A 20,016-nucleotide genomic window follows, 5' to 3' on the forward strand; every position below is an offset into this window, starting at 1 on the left:
GAAAGGAGCGAGATGTCGCGCAACCACTGGCGGGCGCACGTGTTGCTGCTCGGCTGTGTCGTCGTGATGATCTATCCGCTGGTGTGGCTGGTCGGTGCGTCGTTCAAGCCGGAGAACCAGATCTTCAGCACACTGAACCCGTTCCCGTGGGGCTTCACGGTGGACAACTACGTGGGCGGCTGGACGGCGACCGGCACGTCGTTCACGGTCTACCTGGCCAATTCCGCGACGATCGCGGTCTGCGTCGTCGTGGGCAACGTCGTATCGTGCTCACTCGCCGCCTATGCCTTCGCGCGACTGGACTTCACGCTGCGGAGGGTGTGGTTCGGGCTGATGCTGGGCACGCTGATGCTCCCGTTCCAGGCCACGATGATCCCGCAGTACACGATCTTCTACAAGCTGAACTGGGTGAACACCTTCCTGCCGCTGGTGGTGCCCCAGCTGCTCGCGTTCGATTCGTTCTTCATCTTCCTGCTCGTGCAGTTCATCAGGGGCATTCCCCGCCAGCTGGACGAAGCGGCGGCGATCGACGGCGCCGGTCACGCGCGCGTCTTCCGCTCCGTCATCCTGCCGCTGCTGCGCCCGGCGCTGCTCACGACCGCGGTCCTCACGTTCATCTGGACCTTCAACGACTTTCTGCGTCAGTTGGTCTACCTCTCCGACAAGACCCGGTACACCGTCCCCTTGGGACTGAACTCGTTCATCGACCGGGCGAGCGGGTCCAGCTACGGCGGCATGCTCGCGATGTCGGTCGTGACACTCGTGCCAACCGTCCTCGTGTTCCTGGTGTGCCAGAAGCGGCTGGTCGAGGGCGTGGCGAACACCGGGATCAAAGGCTGATTAGTCTCTTTCGCAGAAAGTGAGCCATTCATGTCCCACCAGTTTTCCAGGAGGGGATTCCTCGGGATCGCCGCCGTCACGCTCGCGGGTTGCGGGTTCGCGCCTCCTGAAGACGCGAGCAAGTCGCTGACCTTTCGCTGGTGGGGCGGCAACGCTCGTAACGAGGCCTACCAGAACGCGGTGAAGATCTTCACCCAGAAGACCGGGATCGCCGTCACCACACAGTATTCGGGCTACGACGGCTACTTCGACAAGCTGAACACCGAGTTCGCGGGCGGCAACCCGCCGGATCTGTTCCAGATGGACACCGCGCTCGTGAGCACCTATGCCGGGCGTGGCGTGCTGACCGACCTGGGGACCCATGTGCCCACGACGATCGGCCTCGACACGCTCTATCCGGCCGTGCGGTCGGCAGGCGTGGTCAAGGGCAAGACCTACGGCGTGCCGTCCGGTTCGGGCTTCGCCCCGGTGATCTACGACAAGACGGTACTCGACCAGCTTCAGATCCCCGTGCCGTCCGACGACTGGACGTGGGCCCAGTTCGGTGAGATCGCCGGTCAGATCGCGAAGGCATGGGGTCCCGACCACTTCGGCGCGGTGGACGCGTCAAAGGACGACTCCGGCGCGCTCCAGCCCTGGCTGCGCCAGCGCGGCAAGGATCTTTACACCGCCGACCAGGCGCTGGGCTTCGGACCGGACGAGCTGACCGAGTGGTTCACCTTCTGGGACGGCCTGCGTAAGTCCGGCGCGGTCTGCCCGCCGACCTTGCTGGCCAACGTCGACGCCGCGACCGGAAACCATCCGCTGATCGCGGGCCAGGTCGCGCTGACCACCGGCTGGGGCCTGGCGCAGATGCAGCCACTGACCCAGCACAACCTCAAGGTGGTCGTGGCGCCGCGCGGGGCCGACGGCAAGAGCGGGCAGGCGCTCAGCGGTGGTGTGCTGTTGAGCATCCCGGTCAAGAGCCGGAACCCGGCGAGCGCGGCTAAGCTGATCGACTTCTTCCTCAACGACGTCGACGCGATCAAGACCATGGGGCTGCAGCGCGGGCTTCCGCCGTCGGAAAAGGCCAGGAAGACGCTCGCGCCCTCGATCACGGCGAGCGAGAACGCGGACGTGGATTACGGCCAGTACGTGGCCGCGCAGGTCGCCAAGGACGCATTGCCCGCCGCACCGGCCGCGCCACCTGGCTACGGCGACGTGAAGACGGCGCTCGAGTCCGCGGCCAAGCAGATCGCTTTCGGCAAGGTGTCGATCAGCGCGGGCGTGACCCAGTTCTTCAGCGAGGCGAAAACCGCCCTCACCGAAGCGAAGTAGCCGCCAGCGAGCGCATCCGAGGCCAGTCCCGGCGGACGGAGGTCGTGAGTGTTTGGGGGCGGGGGGGGGAGAGGGCCAGACCCCCGCCCCCACCCCCCGGCAGGATGGAGGGGCGGGGGCGCGGCCCCCGGCGGGTGGTGGGTTGTTTGGGTGGGGTGCCCCCCCCCCCCCCCCCCCACAAAACCCCACGACCCCTGCGGCTAGATCTTGCCGGTGCCGGCGCCGCCGCTCACGGTGGACTTCACCGAGGAGGCGGAGTCCATGGTGTATGAGTACGGGATGCTCTTCACACTGCCGCCGGCGGCACCGGCGCCGGAGTTGACGAACTGGTTGCTGCGTGCGACCAGGTTCGCGGCCGGCGAGTCGCCCTCGCCGCGGTGGAACGGGTCCTTGGTGTTCTCGAAGTAGTTGCCCTCCACGAGGACGCCCGCTTCCTTGGTGGACGCGACGCCGTAGCCGCTGACGCTCGCGTAGTAGTTGTTGTAGACGTGGACGGGGTTGCCGAACCGCACCCGCGGGTGGCGCTGGTTCGTGCCCGCGAACCAGTTGTGGTGGTACGTCACGCGCAGTTTGCCGCGGTCCTCACCACCGTTGTCGTCGCTGTGCCCGAGCAGCATTGTCTTGTTGTGCGAGAAGAACTTGTTCCACGACACCGTGACGTAGTCCGACGCGCGCTTGATGTCGACCGCGCCGTCGTAGCCGTTCGAGAAGGTGTTGTGATCGATCCAGACCCTGGTCGAGTATTGGACGTTGATCCCGTCGTCCGACCAGTTCTTGAAGTTCAGGTTCCGGATGATGACGTTGGACGACTCGCTGATGTTCAAGCCGCCGCCGGTGATCGTCGCGCCCGAGCCGACGCCGATCACCGTCTTGTTGGACGTGACCTTCTGCATGCCGGAAAGGGAGATCGACCCGGAAACCTTGATGACGGCGGGTCCGGCGGCTTTCATCGCCGAGATCAGCGCCGAGGACGTGGTGACCGTGGTCGGGGCCGCGCCGCCGCCGCCGGTGGTCCCGCCGCCCTGGGTGGCCCAGCCGGTCAAGGCGAACGAGGCAGCGGACGCAGGTTGGACCGTGACCGCCGCGCAGGTCAGTAGGACCGCGGACAGAACGGTCGTGCGGAATGTCTTCGTTGACATAGGTGATCCTCCCGTCGAGCGGGGGTAAGGACGCCCGCTCCACGACTTCAGGGGACTGGGGTCGGAAGAGAATCCGAGCGGAGCGGGAAAGCGCTTTCCCGATCTGACGGTAGGTAGGCTCGACTTTGGTGTCAAGCGCCGACGCTGAATTGTCTGCCGACGTTAGTCGCTTTCCAAGCCGCACACCGGATGTCATGCTGGCCTGGCGAACGGCGCGGGTACGACGGCAATTGTGTCGAAACGCTTCGATTAAGCGACCGGTCCAGGGAGGACGCTGATGTCCAAATTGCGCGGGGTCTTGCTGGTACTCGCGACCGCGGTGAGCGGCTTGACAGGCGGTCAGGCCGACGCGGCCACCGGGGACGGCTCCGTCACCGACGCCAACATCAGTTACGTCGGCCGGTGGACGAACAGTTCGGCGCAGGCCGTGCCGAACTGGGCGGGCGCCTACCTGGCGACGAAGTTCACCGGCACGACGGTCAAGATCAAGGCGAGGGACGCGGTGAACTTCTACGCCAGCGTCGATGGCAAGCCGGATGTCTTCTACGCCGGTGTGCGCGGGACGGTGAATCTCACGCCGACCCCGCTGGCGTCCGGCACGCATTCGGTGCGCATCTCCTATCGTTCGGGCGATACGGTCTTCCTCGGTCTGGTACTGGATTCCGGTGCGAAGACCGTCAGCCCCCAGCTCTCGCCGAAGGTGATCGAGTTCGTGGGTGACTCGATCACCTTCGGCGCGTTGACGGACAAGCAGGCGTTGAACGCCTACGGCTGGGTGCTCGGCGAACGGCTCGGCGTCAAGCACACGCAGATCGCGCGCTCCGGCTACTGCCTGGTGGCGCAAAGCGGCTGTGTCGGGCAGGGCGGTCAGTTCTTCAAGGTGTCCAGCACGGGCACGGCGGACTGGGATTTCTCGCGCTACCAGGCGAGCGCGGTGGTGATCAACCTGGGCACCAACGACGCGGGCCGAGGTGTCACCGCGGCGAATTTCCAGTCCGCGTACACGACTTTCCTGCGTGCCGTCCGCACGACGTACCCGAACGCGGTGATCTTCGCGATGCAGACGTTCAAGAAGCGCTACGTCGCTGAGACTCAAGCCGCCGTGAAGGCGTTGAACGACAGCAAAGTCCGCTACCTCAACACCGACGGCTGGCTGACGGCGGGCGCCGACTATGAAGACACGGACGGTCATCCCAGTGAGGCAGGCCACGTGAAGGTCGCCGACCGGCTCGCGTCGATCATCCGGTCCGCCATCGGCCTCTAGGAGCGCTCATGTCGATCAGCACGACACCCCGCCTGTTCGCGATGACCATGATCGCGGTGGTGGCCTTCACCGGCACGCCGCAGCTCGCCGCGGCCGCGACCGGTGACGGATCGCCCGCCGACTCGAACATCAAGTACTTCGGCCGCTGGGACACCCGCTCGTCGAGCGCGTACGTATCGGAGTGGGCCGGCGCCTACGTGCTGATCGGGTTCACCGGCACCAAGGTGAAACTGAAGCAGCGCAACGCCATCGACTTCTTCGCCAGCGTCGATGGCGGTCCTGACGTGTCCTACAAGAACGTCAGCGGCACGGTCGACCTGACGCCGGCACCACTGCCCTCGGGCACACACACGGTGCGGGTGTCCTATCGTCCGGTCGCGGGTTCGTACCACGGCGACGCGGTCTTCCGCGGGGTCGCCCTCGATGCCGGCGCGCGGACGGTGGCGCCCAAGATGCCGTCGCGGATCATCGAGTTCGTCGGCGACTCGATCACCGTCGGCCAGCTTTCGTCCAAACAGGCCCTCACCGCCTACGGCTGGCTGGTCGGCGAGCGGCTCGGCGCCGGCCACACGCAGATCGCGGTCGGCGGAGCCTGCCTCTATCCCGCGGCCGACGGCTGCATCGGGATGAGCAGCCGGTTCCTGAAGACCGGCCTCGCCGCGGACGCGCCGAACTGGAACTTCTCGAAGTACCAGGCCAACGCGGTGGTCATCAACCTCGGTACGAACGACGTCGGCCACAGCGTCACCTCGGCGCAGTTCCGCGACGCCTACGTCACGTTGCTGCACAACGCCCGCGCGAAATATCCCAGCGCGACCATCTACGCTCTGCAGAATTTCCGCAAGCGGTACGTCACGGAGACCCAGGCCGCGGTCAAATCCGTGACCGACGCCGGTGACGCGAAGGTGCGCTACCTCAACACCGACGGGTGGATCAACGAAGCCACCGACACCGTGGACAAGGTCCATCCGAACGATGCCGGTCACCGCAAGATCGCCGACCGGCTCGCCCCGCTACTCGGCTGATCGGAGAGACACATGCGTACCTTCGCCGTCGCTGTCACCAGCCTGCTCATCGTCGTTCTGGCGCCGTCCGCCGGTGTCGCCGCCCAGCAGGTGCCGGACAAACTCGGGCGTGGGGTCATCAACGTCCATGCCGCCGACGGGAACCGGGTGAGCTGGCGGCTTCTCGTGGACGACCCGCCCGGCGTGAAGTTCACCGTCTACCGGGACGGCGTCCGGCTGGCCGAGGTGAGCGGGCCGACGAGCTATCACGACAAGGGCGCTCCGGCGGACGCGCGCTACACCGTGCGTTCGGTGGTGGACGGCGTCGAGCGGATGGCGGCGGCGTCAGAGGAGTCGCTGAGCTTCGCCGCCGGTGCCGAGGCGAGTACCCGTGATGTGCCCTTGCAGATACCGCCGGGCGGAACGACGCCGTCGGGGGAGAGCTACAGCTACGCCGCCAATGACGCGAGCGTCGGCGACCTCGACGGTGACGGGCAGTACGAGATCGTCCTCAAGTGGAACCCCAGCAACGCCAAGGACAATTCGCAGTCCGGGTACACGGGCAACCAGATCATTGACGCCTACCGGCTCAACGGCACCCGGCTGTGGCGGATCGACCTCGGCCGCAACATCCGGTCCGGCGCGCACTACACCCAGTTCCAGGTGTTCGACTACGACGGTGACGGGAAGGCCGAGGTGGTCATGAAGACCGCGGACGGCACCCGATCGGGCACCGGCCAGGTGATCGGCAACGCGAACGCCGACCACCGCAACTCGAGCGGCTACATCCTCACCGGGCCGGAGTTCCTGACCGTGTTCCGTGGCACCGACGGCGCGGCACTCGCCACCGCCGACTACGACCCGCCGCGTGGCACGGTGTCATCGTGGGGTGACAACTACGGCAACCGGGTGGACCGGTTCCTCGCCGCGACGGCCTATGTGGACGGTTCCCGCCCCAGTATCATCATGGCGCGCGGCTATTACACCCGCGCGGTGATCGCCGCGTGGGACTTCCGCGGCGGGCGGCTCACGAAGCGCTGGACCTACGACACCGGCAACAGCAACGTCGGCGCGTACGGGCAGGGCAACCACAACCTGTCCGTGGCCGATGTGGACGGTGACGGCCGCGACGAGATCGTCTACGGCTCGGCGACGATCAACGACAACGGCTCGCTGATGTACCGGACGGGCTTCGGTCACGGTGACGCACTGCATGTCGGGGACCTGGTGCCGGCACGACCGGGCCTGGAGGTGTTCACCGTGCACGAGTCCACCAGCGCCCCGTCCATGGACGTGCACGACGCCCGGACCGGCCAGGTCCTCTATCGGGCGCCGTCCTGCGGTTGTGACACCGGCCGCGGTGTCGCGGCCGACATCTGGTCCGGCAATCCGGGAGCGGAGATCTGGTCGTCCACCGACGGCGGGCTGCGCAGCGCGGCCACCGGCGCTCAGGTGTCCGCCCGCAAGCCGGGCTCGATGAACTTCGTGCTCTGGTGGGACGGTGACGCGCAGCGTGAGCTGTTGGACGGCACGGCCATCAGCAAGTACGGCACCGGCGGCGACACACGGCTGCTGACCGCGTCGGGTGTGCACTCCAACAACGGAACGAAGGCGACCCCCTCGCTGTCCGCCGACATTCTCGGGGACTGGCGCGAGGAGGTCATCTGGCCGACGACGGACAACCGGGCGCTCCGGATCTACTCCACGACGGACCCGACCGGTATCTCCCGGCCTTCGCTGATGCAGGATCGCCAGTACCGCGTCGCGGTCGCCTGGCAGAACACGGCGTACAACCAGCCGCCACACCCCGGCTTTGCCATGTGAACGGTTCAGCGAGGTGCGCGGCAGGACCGATCAGGAAGGCTGTCGGCAGACGGGCGACATGGCGCCGACGCTAGTTTTGACGGCAGGTCACGATGGCCACGGCTTGCCAGCCTGCCCCTTCGAAAACCTGGTGGAACGCGACCTCGGAACGGACGTAGCTGCCGTTCTTGGCGACGCACTGGGCGATGAGTGCGGGGATCTCGTTCCCGGCCGCAGCCTGCGCGTCGCCCAGATCGGGTGCCTGATGGGTGCCGCCGCGGATTTTCCACTCGCTTACCGGAGTAGCAGCCGAGGCGGTGGCGGCACCGCAGAGTACAGCGGCGGTGGCGAGTACGCCCGCTACGACGGTGCGGACCAGCGTTGTCACATCAGCCATGGTGCAAATCCCTTGCTCGTTCTTGCTGGAGGAAGTTTCGACCTGAGCAAAGTATGCACAGGAAAAGAGGACCGGCGCTCGCGGCGACCAGCGGCGCGGGGGAAACCCTCACAAAGCCGGATTCCATGGTTCGCGGATGATTTCCCTCGCATGTCGGAAACCTGGCCCGGTTATCTCATGGCTGCGTCATCGTTGAAGTTTCAAACGTCCAACTCCTAGCAGGTCATCGGCGACCGGCTGTTCTTCGGCTCCCGAATGACTCCAGTGAGGACTACACAGCGATGGCCATCTACTTCGTGCGTCATGGTGAATCCGTGGCGAATGAGCAGAATCTGTTCGCCGGTACGCAGAACACGCCGTTGACGGAACTCGGTGTGCGGCAGGCGCACCAAGCCGGGAAACGCGTCGCGGCGCTGGGGGTACGGTTCGACGAGGTCCATGTGTCCACTCTGGACCGGGCCGGTGACACGGCGGCGATCATCGCGGGGGAGCTGGCCACCCGGCCGGGTGAGACCGTGGTCTCGGGGGAGCTGGTGGAGCGTGATTTCGGGGTGTTCACCGCGCGGAACAAGAGCCTGATCAAGAAGAGTGTCGGGTTCCGGGCTTACACCGAGTATTTCCACAGTCATACCGGCTGCCCTCCCGGTGGGGAGAGCTGGGCGCGGATGTATGAGCGGGTGCGCGACTATTACGAGTCCGTGCTGCGTCCGCTGTCCGAGGCCGGCCACAATGTGCTGGTCGTGACCCACAAGTATGTGGTGGAGATGTTCGCGCTCGTGGTGTCGGGGATGCCGCCGGAGAAGTATCGCGACCTGAAGATTCCCAACGCCAGGCCGTTGTCGGAGGCGGATCTGCGGCGGATCTGCGCTGCTCCGGCGGCGTCGGCGGCGGTGCACGATTTCGGTGAGATCGTGGAGATCCGGCTGCCGGTGCTCGTCGCGGGTTCGGCCGTGTTCGGTGTGCTCGCCCAGCTCACGCTGCGGGTACCGGTGCCGCCGGTGGTGTTCTCCGTGGTGCTGACCGCGCTGCTGGCGGTCAGCACGTTCTTCGGCATGCTCCGGGTGCATTCCGGGGTCGCGCGGGGACTCGGGCACAGCCTGCGGGTGATGCTGCCGCTGACGCTCGTCCGGCTCATCGCGGGACTGGCCCTGATCTGGAGCAGCGCCAGTGTGCCGCTGGTGCTGCTGGGACTGTTCCTGCTGCTGCCGCCGGCGCTGCTCACCCCGGCCTTGTCGCTGCTGTGGGACGGCGACTACTTCACCTGCGTCCGGCAGGCGATCGCCGCGTCGGTGGTGCTCCCGGTGGTTCTGCTGGCGGCGGCGTGGTGGCTACCTGACCGGTTCGGCGCGGTCGGCCCGGCGCTGGCCGGCTACGCGGGGGTGCTGCTCGGCGCGATGGTGCTGCCCGCGGTGCTGGCCCAGGGGCTGCGCAGGCGTGACCCGATCAGAGCAGGGCAGCTCAGCACGAACTGGAATTGGCTCGGCGGGCTGTCGCTGATGCCGCTGGCCGCGTTCGCGACTTTCGCGCTGAGCCCGGCGACCGGGTTTTCCGGGCTCGCCAGCTCAGCGGAGCTGGCGGGGCTGGCGGGGCTGGCCGAGGACGCCGTCGCGGTGGTCGCGGTGCTGGTGGCCGTGCGGCTGGCGGTGCTGGGATTCTCCCGGTGGCGCGCGCTGGGCCCGCGGGTCGCCCGCGACCTGTTCATCACCCAGAGCACCCCGAACATCTTCCTCTGGTTCGCGCTCGCCGGCGGGCTGCTGCACGCCACCAGCGGGTACTTGACGCTGCTGGCGCCCACGGTCGCGTGCGGCTTCTTCCTGGCCATGTACGCGGACGAACTCATCTTCGTACGCAAACACACCCGCGACCTGAAACTGGCGGTCACCTCCACCGGAAACCCAACGCTACGCCTGGCCATGGCGTAGCGTCGCGTGATCCTGGTGGCTTTACGTTGATGTCTCGCCATCTGTCGACAGGTGGCGTAACCCGGAACAGGGATCAAGGCCATCTGTCGACAGATGGCCTAAAACGGGCAGGACCACCTTGTGAGTTCGTCAGCCTGGTCGGACGGGAAGGTTGGCGATGCCCTCCCAAGCCGCGGTGGCTCCGCTGTGCCCGATGCGGACGACCTGGACCACGGTCACCGCGGAAAGCAGGACGGTGAGGACGCTGACCGCGACCAGTGCGACCTTGACTCGGTCGGGCCGGGCTTGGGGACTGGTGAGCGCGAACAACACGATCGCCACCACCGCGAGCCCGATCGTGAACCATCGCAGCTGGTTGCCGAGTGCCGCGTGGCGTTCGACCAGGTCGTTGACCGGCAGTTGCCGCCGCAGCCGGTCACCCGACTCGGTGGTGACGAACACGGTGGCCACGGCGACGAGCGAGCCGGCGAGCGTGGCCAACCGCAGCTGACGGCGAGTGCGGGGAACCAGCGCCTGCAGCGCCAGCGCGAGTGCCACCAGTGGGACCAGCACGACCGTCAGATGGATGACCAGTGGGTGCAGTGGCAACCCGAAGAAGGTGTACTGCACCGTGTCAGGCGTCCAGTACGAGCTGGCCGTCGCGCGAGGTGACCGTCACGGTGGGCAGCGGGGCGGCGGCGGGGCCGGTCTTGACAGAACCATCGGCGACGTTGAACTGGCTGCCGTGGCACGGGCAGGCGATCACGCCGTCCTTGATGGCGTTGACCTCGCAGCCCTTGTGGGTGCAGATGGCGCTGAAACCCTTGTAGGTTCCGGCGGACGGGCAGGTCACGACGACCTTCTGCTCGGTGAAGATCTTGCCACCGCCGACGGGGATATCGGCGGCCGCACCGAGTACGGTGCCGCCCGCGGAACCCGCGGCTGGGCTCGGTGCCGGTGCGGTGCCGGCCGACTTGCTGGTTTCGGTTGCTCCGGAACAGGCAGCGAGACCAGCCGCCGTCGTGCCCGCGGCCGCCACAACGGCGGCCGTCTTGAGCATCGTCCGACGGTCGAGGTTCGGCGTTTCGTTGGCCATGGGTGTTCTCCTGCCGTGGTGGGAAATGTGGTCATAATCGGTGGTCCCGGCCCACTACGCGAGCCGGGACCGCCTGATCCACACTTTCGAGGTTGATCGGGATCATCGGCCATGACCTTCCGTGTCTCCGTCTCCCGATGCCTTTTCGTCGCAAGAAGGGGGGAATCCCTCGGTTTGCTCGCTACTGCCGCAGGGGTCGTCGCGGCGGCAGTGCCGTCCGGGCTGCTCGGCGCCGGACGCGGTGTCATGGCAGACGGCCGCATCGACGGACGTGCCTGCGGACTGGAACGCAATCCGCGCAATGCGGAATATCTGTGTCAGTATTCTGAATTCCATAGTCTGCTTTTGTGAACGTAATGTTGACGATATGGGGCGTTAACGGACCAAGTGGACGAATAATTCATTGATTGCGAGCCGAAAAGTGTTGCGGGTCTCGATTGGCGGGTGTCATGATGCCACTGTGTCCGCTGGCCAACGTTCGTCCCGCGATCGCGTCCCGACGGTGTCCGCCGTCGTCGGGGAGCGCTGCTGTGTGTTCTGGTCTGTCCCAGGTTTCACGTCCTGGTCGCCAGTTCAGCCGCCCGGCCGGTCGTTCATGGGTCCGCGGTGCCGATCCCGTGAAACTTTCGCGGTCCTGTACTTTCTGCTGAAATTCTGAGCGAGGGGAACCATTATGGCTGGCATCACGCGTATCGATGTCGAGGCTGTACGGCACAAGGCGGATAAACTACGAGCCATCCACGGCGAATACGTCAGCCTCGTGTCGACCCTGCGTGGCACGCTCCAGCAGCACGAAAAGTGCTGGGGTTCCGACAAGTTCGGGCAAGCATTCGAAAAGGGTTACCTCGGCAACCTTACGACGTACAACGGTAACGCCGACGTCGTCGGGAACAACTTGAATGCGACGGCAGGCAACATCGACAGTGCCGTCACTTCCCTTCTGGAACAGGACGAAGCGAACGCCGCGACGCTCCCTTGAGCCGCGCGCCGAGAAATTCGACCTTAGTGGTCGGTTTCGAAACCAACCACTAAGGAACCCGGGTGCCCACGCATCTTCCGCACGGCCTGCAGAAGCTACTCGAAGTCACCGTCGGCATGCCGTGGCCGGAGGGAGACGAGAGCGGGCTGCGCGCGATGAGCGCCGCGTGGGCCCAATTCGCGGAGTCTCTTTTGTCCATCGGGCCGGTACTGCAGTCGGAAGCGCAGACCTTCTCCGACGCGATGGACGGAGATACCGCCCGGAAGATCGGGGAGAACCTCGACAGTTTTCCGGCCGGTATCGAAGAACTGCGGCGAGGCGCGGGGGACTTCGCCAAGCTGACCGAGAACGCCGCTGCGGACATTCAAAAAGCCAAGATCATGATCATCGTGCAGCTGGGCCTGCTGGCCGTGGCGATCGCGGAGCTGCTGGCGTCGCTGTTCGGCGCTGTCTTCGTGCCCGTCGTCGTCGCCGCGGCCAGGCTCGGCATCGGCGCGCTGCTGCGGCTGCTGTTGAGCCGCCTCGCCCAGCTCGGGCTCGTGAACATCGCGCGCACCCTGGCCACGAACATGGTCAAGTACGCGGTGATCAACACGGCCATCATGGAGGGCTTGGACCTCGGGATCCAGGCAGGGCAGATCCTGGCGGGCCGTCGTCAGGGGCTGGACACGGAGTCGCTGAAGAACACCGCTATCGGCGGAGTCATCGGTGGCGCCGCGTGGGGGCTCGGGGCAGGTGTGTCCAAGGTGCTCTCGCGCGCGCTCACCGAAGGACGGCTGGTCGCACCCGGCTGGTTCAAGCCGTTCGCGCATCTCGGCTACTCGGCAGGCCAGATGGCGCTGATCACCGCGCTCGCACCGGGGATCAACAAGGCCACGCACAACAGCGGATCGGCGTTCGACGGGCTACTGGGGAACCTGTCGAGGGCCGACGTGCACGCGCCGCGGATGAAAGCGTCCTCCATCAAGCCCATCAGCAAGATCGACGCTATCGAAAGCCTGCCTGTTTTGCCTGGCAAGAGCAGTGGCGCACCCGTGCACAGCGTGCCGTTGCCGCGCGCGGGCGTCGGGTTCGTGTCCGAGGCCGCGGGTAGCGCGCCCAGTGCCAAGGCGCAGGTGCCGACGACCGCCGCGCCTGTGGTGCCAGGCAGCCGCTCGGAGCGGGACGCCACAAGGCCGGAAAGCGGGCATGCCCCCGGCTCGCGTGACAATCTGGCGACGCGGGCAACGGCTGAGGCGAACCAGCCGCGGGCCGAGAGCGGTCGGCCTGTAGTCACCACTGAGGCGAACCAGACGCGGGCCGGGGGTGGTCAGCCTGTGGTCACCTCCGGTGGCGTGGACGGCGGCACCACCGCGCGAAGCTCGCCGGTGACTCACAGCGGCACGCGGACCGAAGGCGCGGGCACGGCGCGGAATATCCCCGGCGTCAGGACGCCGCCTCAGGTCGCGGTGCCCGGCGAGCGCTCCGCGCCGGACACCCGCAGGCCTTCCGGGCTGCGCGACTTCCTCACCACGCCTGTGGACCAGTCCAAGCCCGCGAACACCGCCGGTGCGCCCTCCGCCGTATCCGCAAGCGGGCAGCACACGGCCGGACAGCCGCAACCTGGCCACGCCGCGGCCGCCGCGCCGCCCGAGACGTCGCACGCGACGGGTAGCCGGGAGCCTGCGCAGCTGGTACATCCGGTGACGAATCCGGTGCGGCCTGAGCAGTGGCTGTCCCGCAGGGAAAACGCGCCCGCCGGTCACTTGCGGACGGAGCGGTTCGAGCCAGCCAGGGGCATGCCTGCCGGCGATGGCACGGTGCCCGGTCGCGCCACGCGGATCTCGGCCGAGGTCCGCAGGATCCAGTCGGACGACGGCCGCTGGGTGCGTGACATGACGCTCGCGCTGCCGGTGCGGTTGGGCGAGGGAGTCTCGCCGGAGCGGCTGCCGGAGTTCGAAAGCCGCTGGAGTGCCGCGCTCGACCGGCAGTTCAACGGCGGGCTGCTGCTGCCGCGGTCGGGGGACCAGTTGCACGTCGGCCTCCGGCTGACTTCGGCGACACCAGGGCAAGAGGCCATCGAGCTGACCATGTCGGCAGCGCCCGGGGGATCGGATCAGCTGCATTTCCGCTTGCAGGACGAGAACGTGGCGCAGGCAGCGGCACGCAACGACCGGCTGGCGCTGCACGAGCTGAGCCACTTCGCCGGGCTGCCGGACACCTACCTCGACCCGGACTCGGTCTTCCGGGACACCGCGGCGAAAGCCGACAACTCGGGAATCATGTCCGACATCACCCGGGAATCAGGACCGGCCGTTCCCCAGAAATACCTGGCGACGATCGAGAACGTGATCGACTCCGGTCCGGTGGTGCGCGATCACCCGCTACCCACCGAGCTCGAGTACGGCAGGCCGCTGGCCACCATCTCCGAGGAAGCGGTGCGGCAACCGGCACTGCACGCGCCCGCCGTGGGTTTCGAATCCCTGCTGCGCGACCTGAACGTGCGTGTCTCCGAGGGGGCGGGCCACAGCACACACGCGGTCGAGTTGACCGGTCCGGCCGAAGCGATGCGCCGCTACCGCGTGGAGCCGGTTGACGGGCCGCTCGCCGAGCGTCTGCCTGCCGGTTTCACGGTGTCGGACACAGCCACGGGCAGCCGCTTCCATTTCAGCTCCGAAGGCGCGCTCACCACCACGGAAGTGAGGGTGGAGGGCGACCGCGGCACCCTGCGGCAGGACCTCACGGCACCGGAGCAGGCTCCGACGCTGGTGAGCTCGGAGCAGCGCCCGCAAGAGCGGTTCCCGGTCGACGTACGGCCGGACGGCACCATCGCGCTGGTGTCGGTGTCAGCGGACGGCCGGGCACTCGAGCGACTGGTCGTGGACCCCGCTGACGGCCGGGTCGTCGAGACGACCGGGTTCGGGCGGCATATCCAGTTCAAGGAAGGATCGAGCAGGCTGTCGTCGGAGGAGCTCCGTGCCATCGACGCGCTGGCGGCATCGACCGTGCGAGAGGGCTTGACGGCGTTCGACGCGAAGCGGCCACTGCCCGAGGTCACCGTCGAGGGACATGCCAACGGCACCGTGCTCGGGCAGCCGAGCGACGGACGCGCCAACCGCAACGGTTTTGATCGTGCCAGGGCGGCCGAGAAGGCTTTCACCTACAGCCTGGAGAAGTATCTGGCCAGGGCGGCCGCCGAACGGCCTGTCACCCCCACTGTCGCGGATTTCTCGGTGGAAACCAGTTCACAGGGGCGGAAGTATCCCGCCGGTGTCACCCCGGAGGACGGCAGGTCCGGACGCAGGCGGGCCGTGATCACCGTGACCCTGACGCCGCACCAGAGCGTGACCGAGGTTGTCGCCGAATCTCCGCGGACGGCACTTCCCGATTCGCCGGACGGTGCTCGTGAGTCTGCCGGAGAGCCGGAGAGCCCTCAGCTGACGATCGGCGAACTGGTGAAGCGTGAGGCCGAGGCCCCGCCCGTCATCGCACCGCCCCATGCCGAACTTCCCTGGTACGTCAGCGAAGAAGGCATGGATTCGCTCGGCGAGGTGGCCATCAGCGAGGCAGATCGCTGGGGCGAGAGCCAGGTTCGGCACTGGACGGCCGAGATCGCGAACGGCGTGGCGCGCGGTGAGGACAGTCCCGCGCTGGCCGCGGGTATCCGATCCGCGCTGGACAAGTTGCTCAAGGGCCCGCAGACCGGCACCACGTCCGGCGACCACAGCGCGCACGAAGCCGAACGGAACAAGGAACTCGACTTCTGGGAGACGGCGCTGCAGCGTGGGCAGCTGACCACGGCGGACGGTCACACCGTGTGGCTGCGGCCGGTGCTGCGCGACGTCCAGCCGCTGCCACCGGCGGAAGCCACGCCGATCCAGCGGTACAACGTCAACTGGGGGACGCTGACCACCACCGAGGTTTCGGACTCCCTGCGCGGCATGTCGGCCGACGCGATGATGCTGTCGACCGCCAGTACGGGTGCGCACCTGGTCTCCACGGTGGCGTCGACGCCGTACGTCGGGATGTCGGCGCATCGCACCGAAGGGACCAGCACCAAGCGCTACGTCATCTTCGACCGCAAGATCTGGATGCTGCAGGGCAGGCCGTTCCGCGGCGGCCTGCACGTGCGGGTGTTCGTCGACGGCGAGGAACGGCTCCACGACGTGGTGACGGAGCCGCGGGTGACGGCTGATCTGCCGAAGGTGCTGACCAACCCTGGCGCGCTGAAACCGGCGCCCCATGTCGTCCCGCCCGAGCCGGGCCCGGTCGCGGGCCCGCATCGGGCACACGAGGTCGTCAACGCCATCGACCTCATTCCGATCGCCGCCGAGTTCCAGCGACGGCTGCGTGCCGCGGGCCTGCCGCCGGAGGGCACGCACGCACTCGCGGAGCACACCCTCGCGCTGCTGAACGAGCGTGCGGTCATGAACCGCAGCCGGTTCCTGTTGGGCAACGAGGTGGTCACCGACCGGGTGAGCTTCCCTGTCGGGCTCGGGCGCTCGTTCAAGGGCCATGTCGCTCTGCACGCGGTCGTCGAGGGCCTGGAGTATCTGGGGGACACCCCCAAGGTCGCGGTGCGCGAGGACTCCGGCGGCTCGGTGAAGGTCCAGCGGGAGCGGGGCGGGAAGAGCGGCTTCGAGCTCGGGGCACGCGTGAACGTCGCGCCACTGGAATTCGTGGCGGTCAGGGCGGGCATGACCCGTGCCACGGGCCATGGTCTCACCGAAGAGACCAGCATTCACACGGTGCTGCAGACGGTCGACGACCAGTCCCGCTACCGGGCCTGGCTGCGGGTCACGGTCGAACCGCGGTCGACCACCCACGAGATCGAACCGGTCGTGCGTATCGTGCCGACCGAGATCGGGGTCCCGGCCATCGAAGCGGCCGATTTCGAACGCCGGTTGCTGGGGGAGGACGCGCACCTGCTCCGGGGCCAGGACGGCGCGCGGTCGTACGTGCGTGCCGCGCTCGCCGACGTGAGCGAGCACGGCGCCGGCCTGCCGGAGTCGGCCTACCAACGTCCGGCGCGGCTGGACGCGCCGCTGGCGGAGCCGGACCCGCGTGAGTCCATCGCGCTGGCGTCACGCCGCGGCATCGGGTTCGCCTCGGCCAACGGCCTCCCCGGTGCGGAGCTGATCCACGACCAGCTCCGCACGGTTCTCCTGCAGAAGCACCAGGAGTGGACCGGCAAGCGCAGGGTCGACCTGTCCGGAGTGGACCGCGTGCTGCTGAGCGGGTTCGGACGGCCGGTGCTCGAAGGCGACCTGCCCCAGCTGCTCGCGGGCGTCGAGCATCCGGTGCGGGTCGGCGACGAGACGTACCACCTGTCGGCGACCGCGACGCTGCTGGAGCGAGTCGGTGGCGTGACCGGCGGCGACGCACGCGCCATGTCGATCAACATGCGTGCCTCGCAGATCATGACCGTCGACGGGCACCGGGACACCAGCTGGACCATCGGCGGCTTCCTGGGGGTGCGCGCCAGGGTGGAGCTGACGCCGGAGTTGAAGGTGCAGCTCGGGCAGGCAGGCCTGATCGGCAGCTTCGGCGGCGGCACCAAGCACGAGTTCTCCGGCTCGGCGAAGTCGTCGCAGCGCACCGAGATGGGCGGCAAGGCGGACGAACACGTCTACAACGTCGTGTACGAGCTGTCCGTGCGCCGCGGTGACCGGTCGGTGCGGTGGTGGATCGACAAACCGGGCGAGGTGGTGGCCCGCGTCGCCCTTCCCCAGCTGCATACCCCGCCGCGGCCGATCCCCGTGGACGTGGCGGCCGGGGTCGGCCGGATCACCCTGTGGCGGAAGCTCCCGACCGAAGGCACGGTGGACTTCCGCACCAACGGCACGGGCGCGGTCTTCCGGTCGTTCCTCGCCGTGTCCGAGGTGCCGAGGATGGCAGCGCATCTGTACCGGCAGGCCAACCAGCTCACGGAGGACTGGCTGGCGGAGCGCGGAAACTGGCCCGCCGAGCTGCGGAAGATGTTTTCTCCGACCGAGTTGGCGACCCACTTCACGGCGCTGACCAGCGCCGGCGGACGGTTGATGGAACTACCGGACGGCACCGACGGCCGGCACCAGGCCCTGCGGGTACGGGTGGTGTTCAAGGATCCTCGCCACGTCATGGCGCACGGTGAGGGCAATACCTTCCAGATGTGGCAGAACACCAGCACCGCGGCGAAGTACGCGCGCACGGACAAGCGCGTCCGCGCAGGCGGTGTGGGAGCGCATGTGGGGCTGTCGGTGAAGCTGGGTGCCGCTGCCGACATGATGGATGACGAAGGCGTGAGCACGCGTGCGGCCGCCGAAGGGGGCGGCCACGGTCTGGCCGGTCATCTCTACGCGCTCGGTGGCGGGTCGGTGGTGCGAGAGCACGAGTCGGAGAAGGGCTCCGCGACCTATCCGGTCGGGATCACCCGCGGCACTTACAGCGGCCCGATGCACAGCTACCGCGCCGACCCGGTCTTCGAGATCACCTTGAGCCGCTGGAAGAAGGGAAGTGTGGTCGACCGGCTGACCGGCCGTCCACACGGCATGCAGGAAACGACCCGGGTGGTGGAGGTCGAGGACGGGGTGGAGTTCGTGCTGCCGCAGCGGCGGATCTTCGACCTGGGATTGCCGGTGCCGGACGGTGTCTCCCTCGTCGAGCCGAAGGCGCCGGAAGGCCACTTCGACCTCGCGTTGCTGCCGGGCGGGACCCATCCGGAGGTGCTGCACGCGGAGGGTGTGCTGCCTGCGATGAAGCAGTGGCTGACCGAGCAGGGAGTGCTGCGGTCCGGTGTCGACGGCGTCGCACACGTGCCCACCCCGATCCTGCGTGAGCTCGAGGCTTCGTTCTCGTCCAGCGCGTTGCTGAACCAGTTCACCCTGCTCAACACCAGCGGTGTCATGCGGTGGTGGCCGCTCGAATCGGCTTTCGGTTCCACCCGGTATCTGTGGGCGCGGGTCACCGCGGAGACGCTGGAACCGATGTCGCAAATGGATCGGCCGGAGATGGCCGCGATGCTGCGTGGGAAGGCGTTCACCGAAAAGTCCACCAGCGAGTCGCGGTCAACGGAGGGCGAGGTGGGCGCCGACCTGCGTGCGTGGCTCGGTGGATCGCAGTCCGGGGGGCTGGAAGGCAAAGCCGGCTACTTCGAAAGCTCGGAGAAGAGCCATGAGAAGAGCGACAAGAATGTGGACATCTACTGGGGTCAAACCAAGGGCCCGTCCGTCGAACTCCAGCTCCGCCAGCGTTTCCGAGTGCAGATGCGCCTCAGCCGCCAGCAGCCCGAGCTGTTCAGCGCCCCGGTGCGGGGCCTGCGCAAGGTCTCGCACACGGCAGGCTGGACCGGGAACCGGCACGAAGTGGCGGCCGGGCGGCAGAACGCTTCCTTGACGGACAAGCGGTTCGAGGCCGTGTCCGAAGGCGATGTGCGCGTGATCGTTCCCCGGCACCTGATCGTTCCCGGACCGCCACTGCCCCGGAGCCTGGCCGAAACAGGCGGCGTCGACCCGGCGTGGGAGTCCTCGGAGCCGCAACCGCTGAACCAGGAACTGGTGGACCTGGCCATCGAGCACGGCCACCCGTGGGCGTTGCCCGCGGTCGCCGCCGTGCACCGCTGGGCCGCGGTGGCCGGAGCATCGTCGCTGTCGAGGCCCGGCTTGGCCGAGCCGGGGGCCTGGCGGCCGGAGGCCACCACAGTCGAAGGGATGCTGTACGACCTCTTCACCAACGAGGTGTTGATGCGACTTAACATGCCGTCCCTGCTGCGGCTCGGCTACTCGGTGCCGGTCGGCGCGGAGGAGGTGCACGTCGGCCTGCGGATCAAGCAGGTCACGCCCATGCCGGAATACGACGTGGACATCCTGTCACGCCACTACAACCAGGGGCGGGAACTCGACGAGCACATTCGCGGCGGGAACCGTGGCGGCCGATTCGGGCTCGGACCGATCGTCGCAGGCCACTCGGAGGAAGGCACGGGAGCGACGGGGCGGCTGCCGCTGGAGTACGAGACGGAGGTGGCCGGTGAACAGGCCACCGAGTCACAGGAGATCATGGAGCGCAACGTCAGCAGCACGCGGCCCTTCCGGTACTACCGGAGCGACGTCGATGTCGTGATCCGATCCGCCCGTCACGGCTGGCTTCGGGTGCATGTCCCCAACGGCCTGTACCTGATGCTTCCGACTTCGCTCAGCGAGGAACCCGCGGTCCGCGCTGCCCACGCACCGGAGGAAGGAAACCCGAAGGACAGCGATGTTCCCGAGTGATCCCCGCCAGGACGCCAAGGCGCCGCTCACGACCCCTGCGGCTCATCGGCC

General features: G+C 67.6%; 12 protein-coding genes. 8 read left to right on the top strand and 4 right to left on the bottom strand.

Features of this window, described 5'->3' with window-relative positions; translation table 11 throughout:
* Positions 1-12: 12 nt before the first annotated feature.
* Both ACFV15_RS07360 and ACFV15_RS07365 read left to right on the top strand, forming a co-directional pair.
* On the top strand, positions 13-840 hold the full coding sequence (locus tag ACFV15_RS07360; RefSeq protein WP_378349310.1) for a carbohydrate ABC transporter permease: 828 nt from the start codon (positions 13-15) through the stop codon (positions 838-840).
* Between the two features lie 30 nt (positions 841-870).
* Positions 871-2,157, top strand: coding sequence for an ABC transporter substrate-binding protein (locus tag ACFV15_RS07365; protein ID WP_378349311.1), 1,287 nt, complete (start codon positions 871-873; stop codon positions 2,155-2,157).
* A gap of 200 nt (positions 2,158-2,357) precedes the next feature.
* Here the strand turns inward: ACFV15_RS07365 and ACFV15_RS07370 are convergent, their stop codons facing one another.
* Positions 2,358-3,296: a polysaccharide lyase family 1 protein gene (locus ACFV15_RS07370; RefSeq protein ID WP_378349312.1), complete on the bottom strand. Its 939-nt coding sequence runs from the start codon at positions 3,294-3,296 to the stop codon at positions 2,358-2,360.
* A gap of 277 nt (positions 3,297-3,573) precedes the next feature.
* Between ACFV15_RS07370 and ACFV15_RS07375 the strand changes: the two genes are divergently transcribed.
* Genes ACFV15_RS07375 through ACFV15_RS07385 form a run of 3 tightly spaced genes read left to right on the top strand, consistent with a single transcriptional unit; the run spans position 3,574 to position 7,388 of the window.
* The gene (locus ACFV15_RS07375; protein WP_378349313.1) at positions 3,574-4,560 is read left to right on the top strand and encodes a GDSL-type esterase/lipase family protein; all 987 of its coding nucleotides are present in this window, start codon (positions 3,574-3,576) and stop codon (positions 4,558-4,560) included.
* An 8-nt stretch (positions 4,561-4,568) separates the two neighbouring features.
* Positions 4,569-5,585: a GDSL-type esterase/lipase family protein gene (locus ACFV15_RS07380; RefSeq protein ID WP_378349314.1), complete on the top strand. Its 1,017-nt coding sequence runs from the start codon at positions 4,569-4,571 to the stop codon at positions 5,583-5,585.
* A 12-nt stretch (positions 5,586-5,597) separates the two neighbouring features.
* Positions 5,598-7,388 carry a rhamnogalacturonan lyase gene (locus ACFV15_RS07385; protein WP_378349315.1) on the top strand — a complete coding sequence of 597 codons (1,791 nt, stop codon included), beginning with the start codon at positions 5,598-5,600 and terminating at the stop codon, positions 7,386-7,388.
* Between the two features lie 70 nt (positions 7,389-7,458).
* Here the strand turns inward: ACFV15_RS07385 and ACFV15_RS07390 are convergent, their stop codons facing one another.
* Positions 7,459-7,764 (bottom strand): hypothetical protein, encoded by a 306-nt coding sequence (locus ACFV15_RS07390; RefSeq protein WP_378349317.1) that lies wholly within the window; start codon positions 7,762-7,764, stop codon positions 7,459-7,461.
* A 281-nt stretch (positions 7,765-8,045) separates the two neighbouring features.
* On the opposite strand from ACFV15_RS07390, the gene ACFV15_RS07395 reads away from it, so the two are divergent.
* Positions 8,046-9,686 carry a histidine phosphatase family protein gene (locus tag ACFV15_RS07395; protein WP_378349318.1) on the top strand — a complete coding sequence of 547 codons (1,641 nt, stop codon included), beginning with the start codon at positions 8,046-8,048 and terminating at the stop codon, positions 9,684-9,686.
* Between the two features lie 129 nt (positions 9,687-9,815).
* Here the strand turns inward: ACFV15_RS07395 and ACFV15_RS07400 are convergent, their stop codons facing one another.
* Together ACFV15_RS07400 and ACFV15_RS07405 are read right to left on the bottom strand one after the other, a co-directional pair.
* A complete protein-coding gene (locus ACFV15_RS07400) occupies positions 9,816-10,295 on the bottom strand; it encodes a DUF2231 domain-containing protein (protein ID WP_378349319.1) in 480 nt (159 codons plus the stop codon).
* A 4-nt stretch (positions 10,296-10,299) separates the two neighbouring features.
* Entirely contained in the window at positions 10,300-10,761 is a 462-nt protein-coding gene (locus ACFV15_RS07405) for a Rieske (2Fe-2S) protein (protein ID WP_378349320.1), read from the bottom strand.
* Positions 10,762-11,434: 673 nt separating this feature from the next.
* On the opposite strand from ACFV15_RS07405, the gene ACFV15_RS07410 reads away from it, so the two are divergent.
* On the top strand, positions 11,435-11,740 hold the full coding sequence (locus ACFV15_RS07410) for a hypothetical protein (protein ID WP_378349321.1): 306 nt from the start codon (positions 11,435-11,437) through the stop codon (positions 11,738-11,740).
* A gap of 62 nt (positions 11,741-11,802) precedes the next feature.
* A complete protein-coding gene (locus ACFV15_RS07415) occupies positions 11,803-19,965 on the top strand; it encodes a hypothetical protein (RefSeq protein ID WP_378349323.1) in 8,163 nt (2,720 codons plus the stop codon).
* Positions 19,966-20,016 lie beyond the last annotated feature (51 nt).

Source organism: Amycolatopsis sp. NPDC059657 (assembly GCF_042734395.1).
Taxonomy (GTDB): domain Bacteria; phylum Actinomycetota; class Actinomycetes; order Mycobacteriales; family Pseudonocardiaceae; genus Amycolatopsis.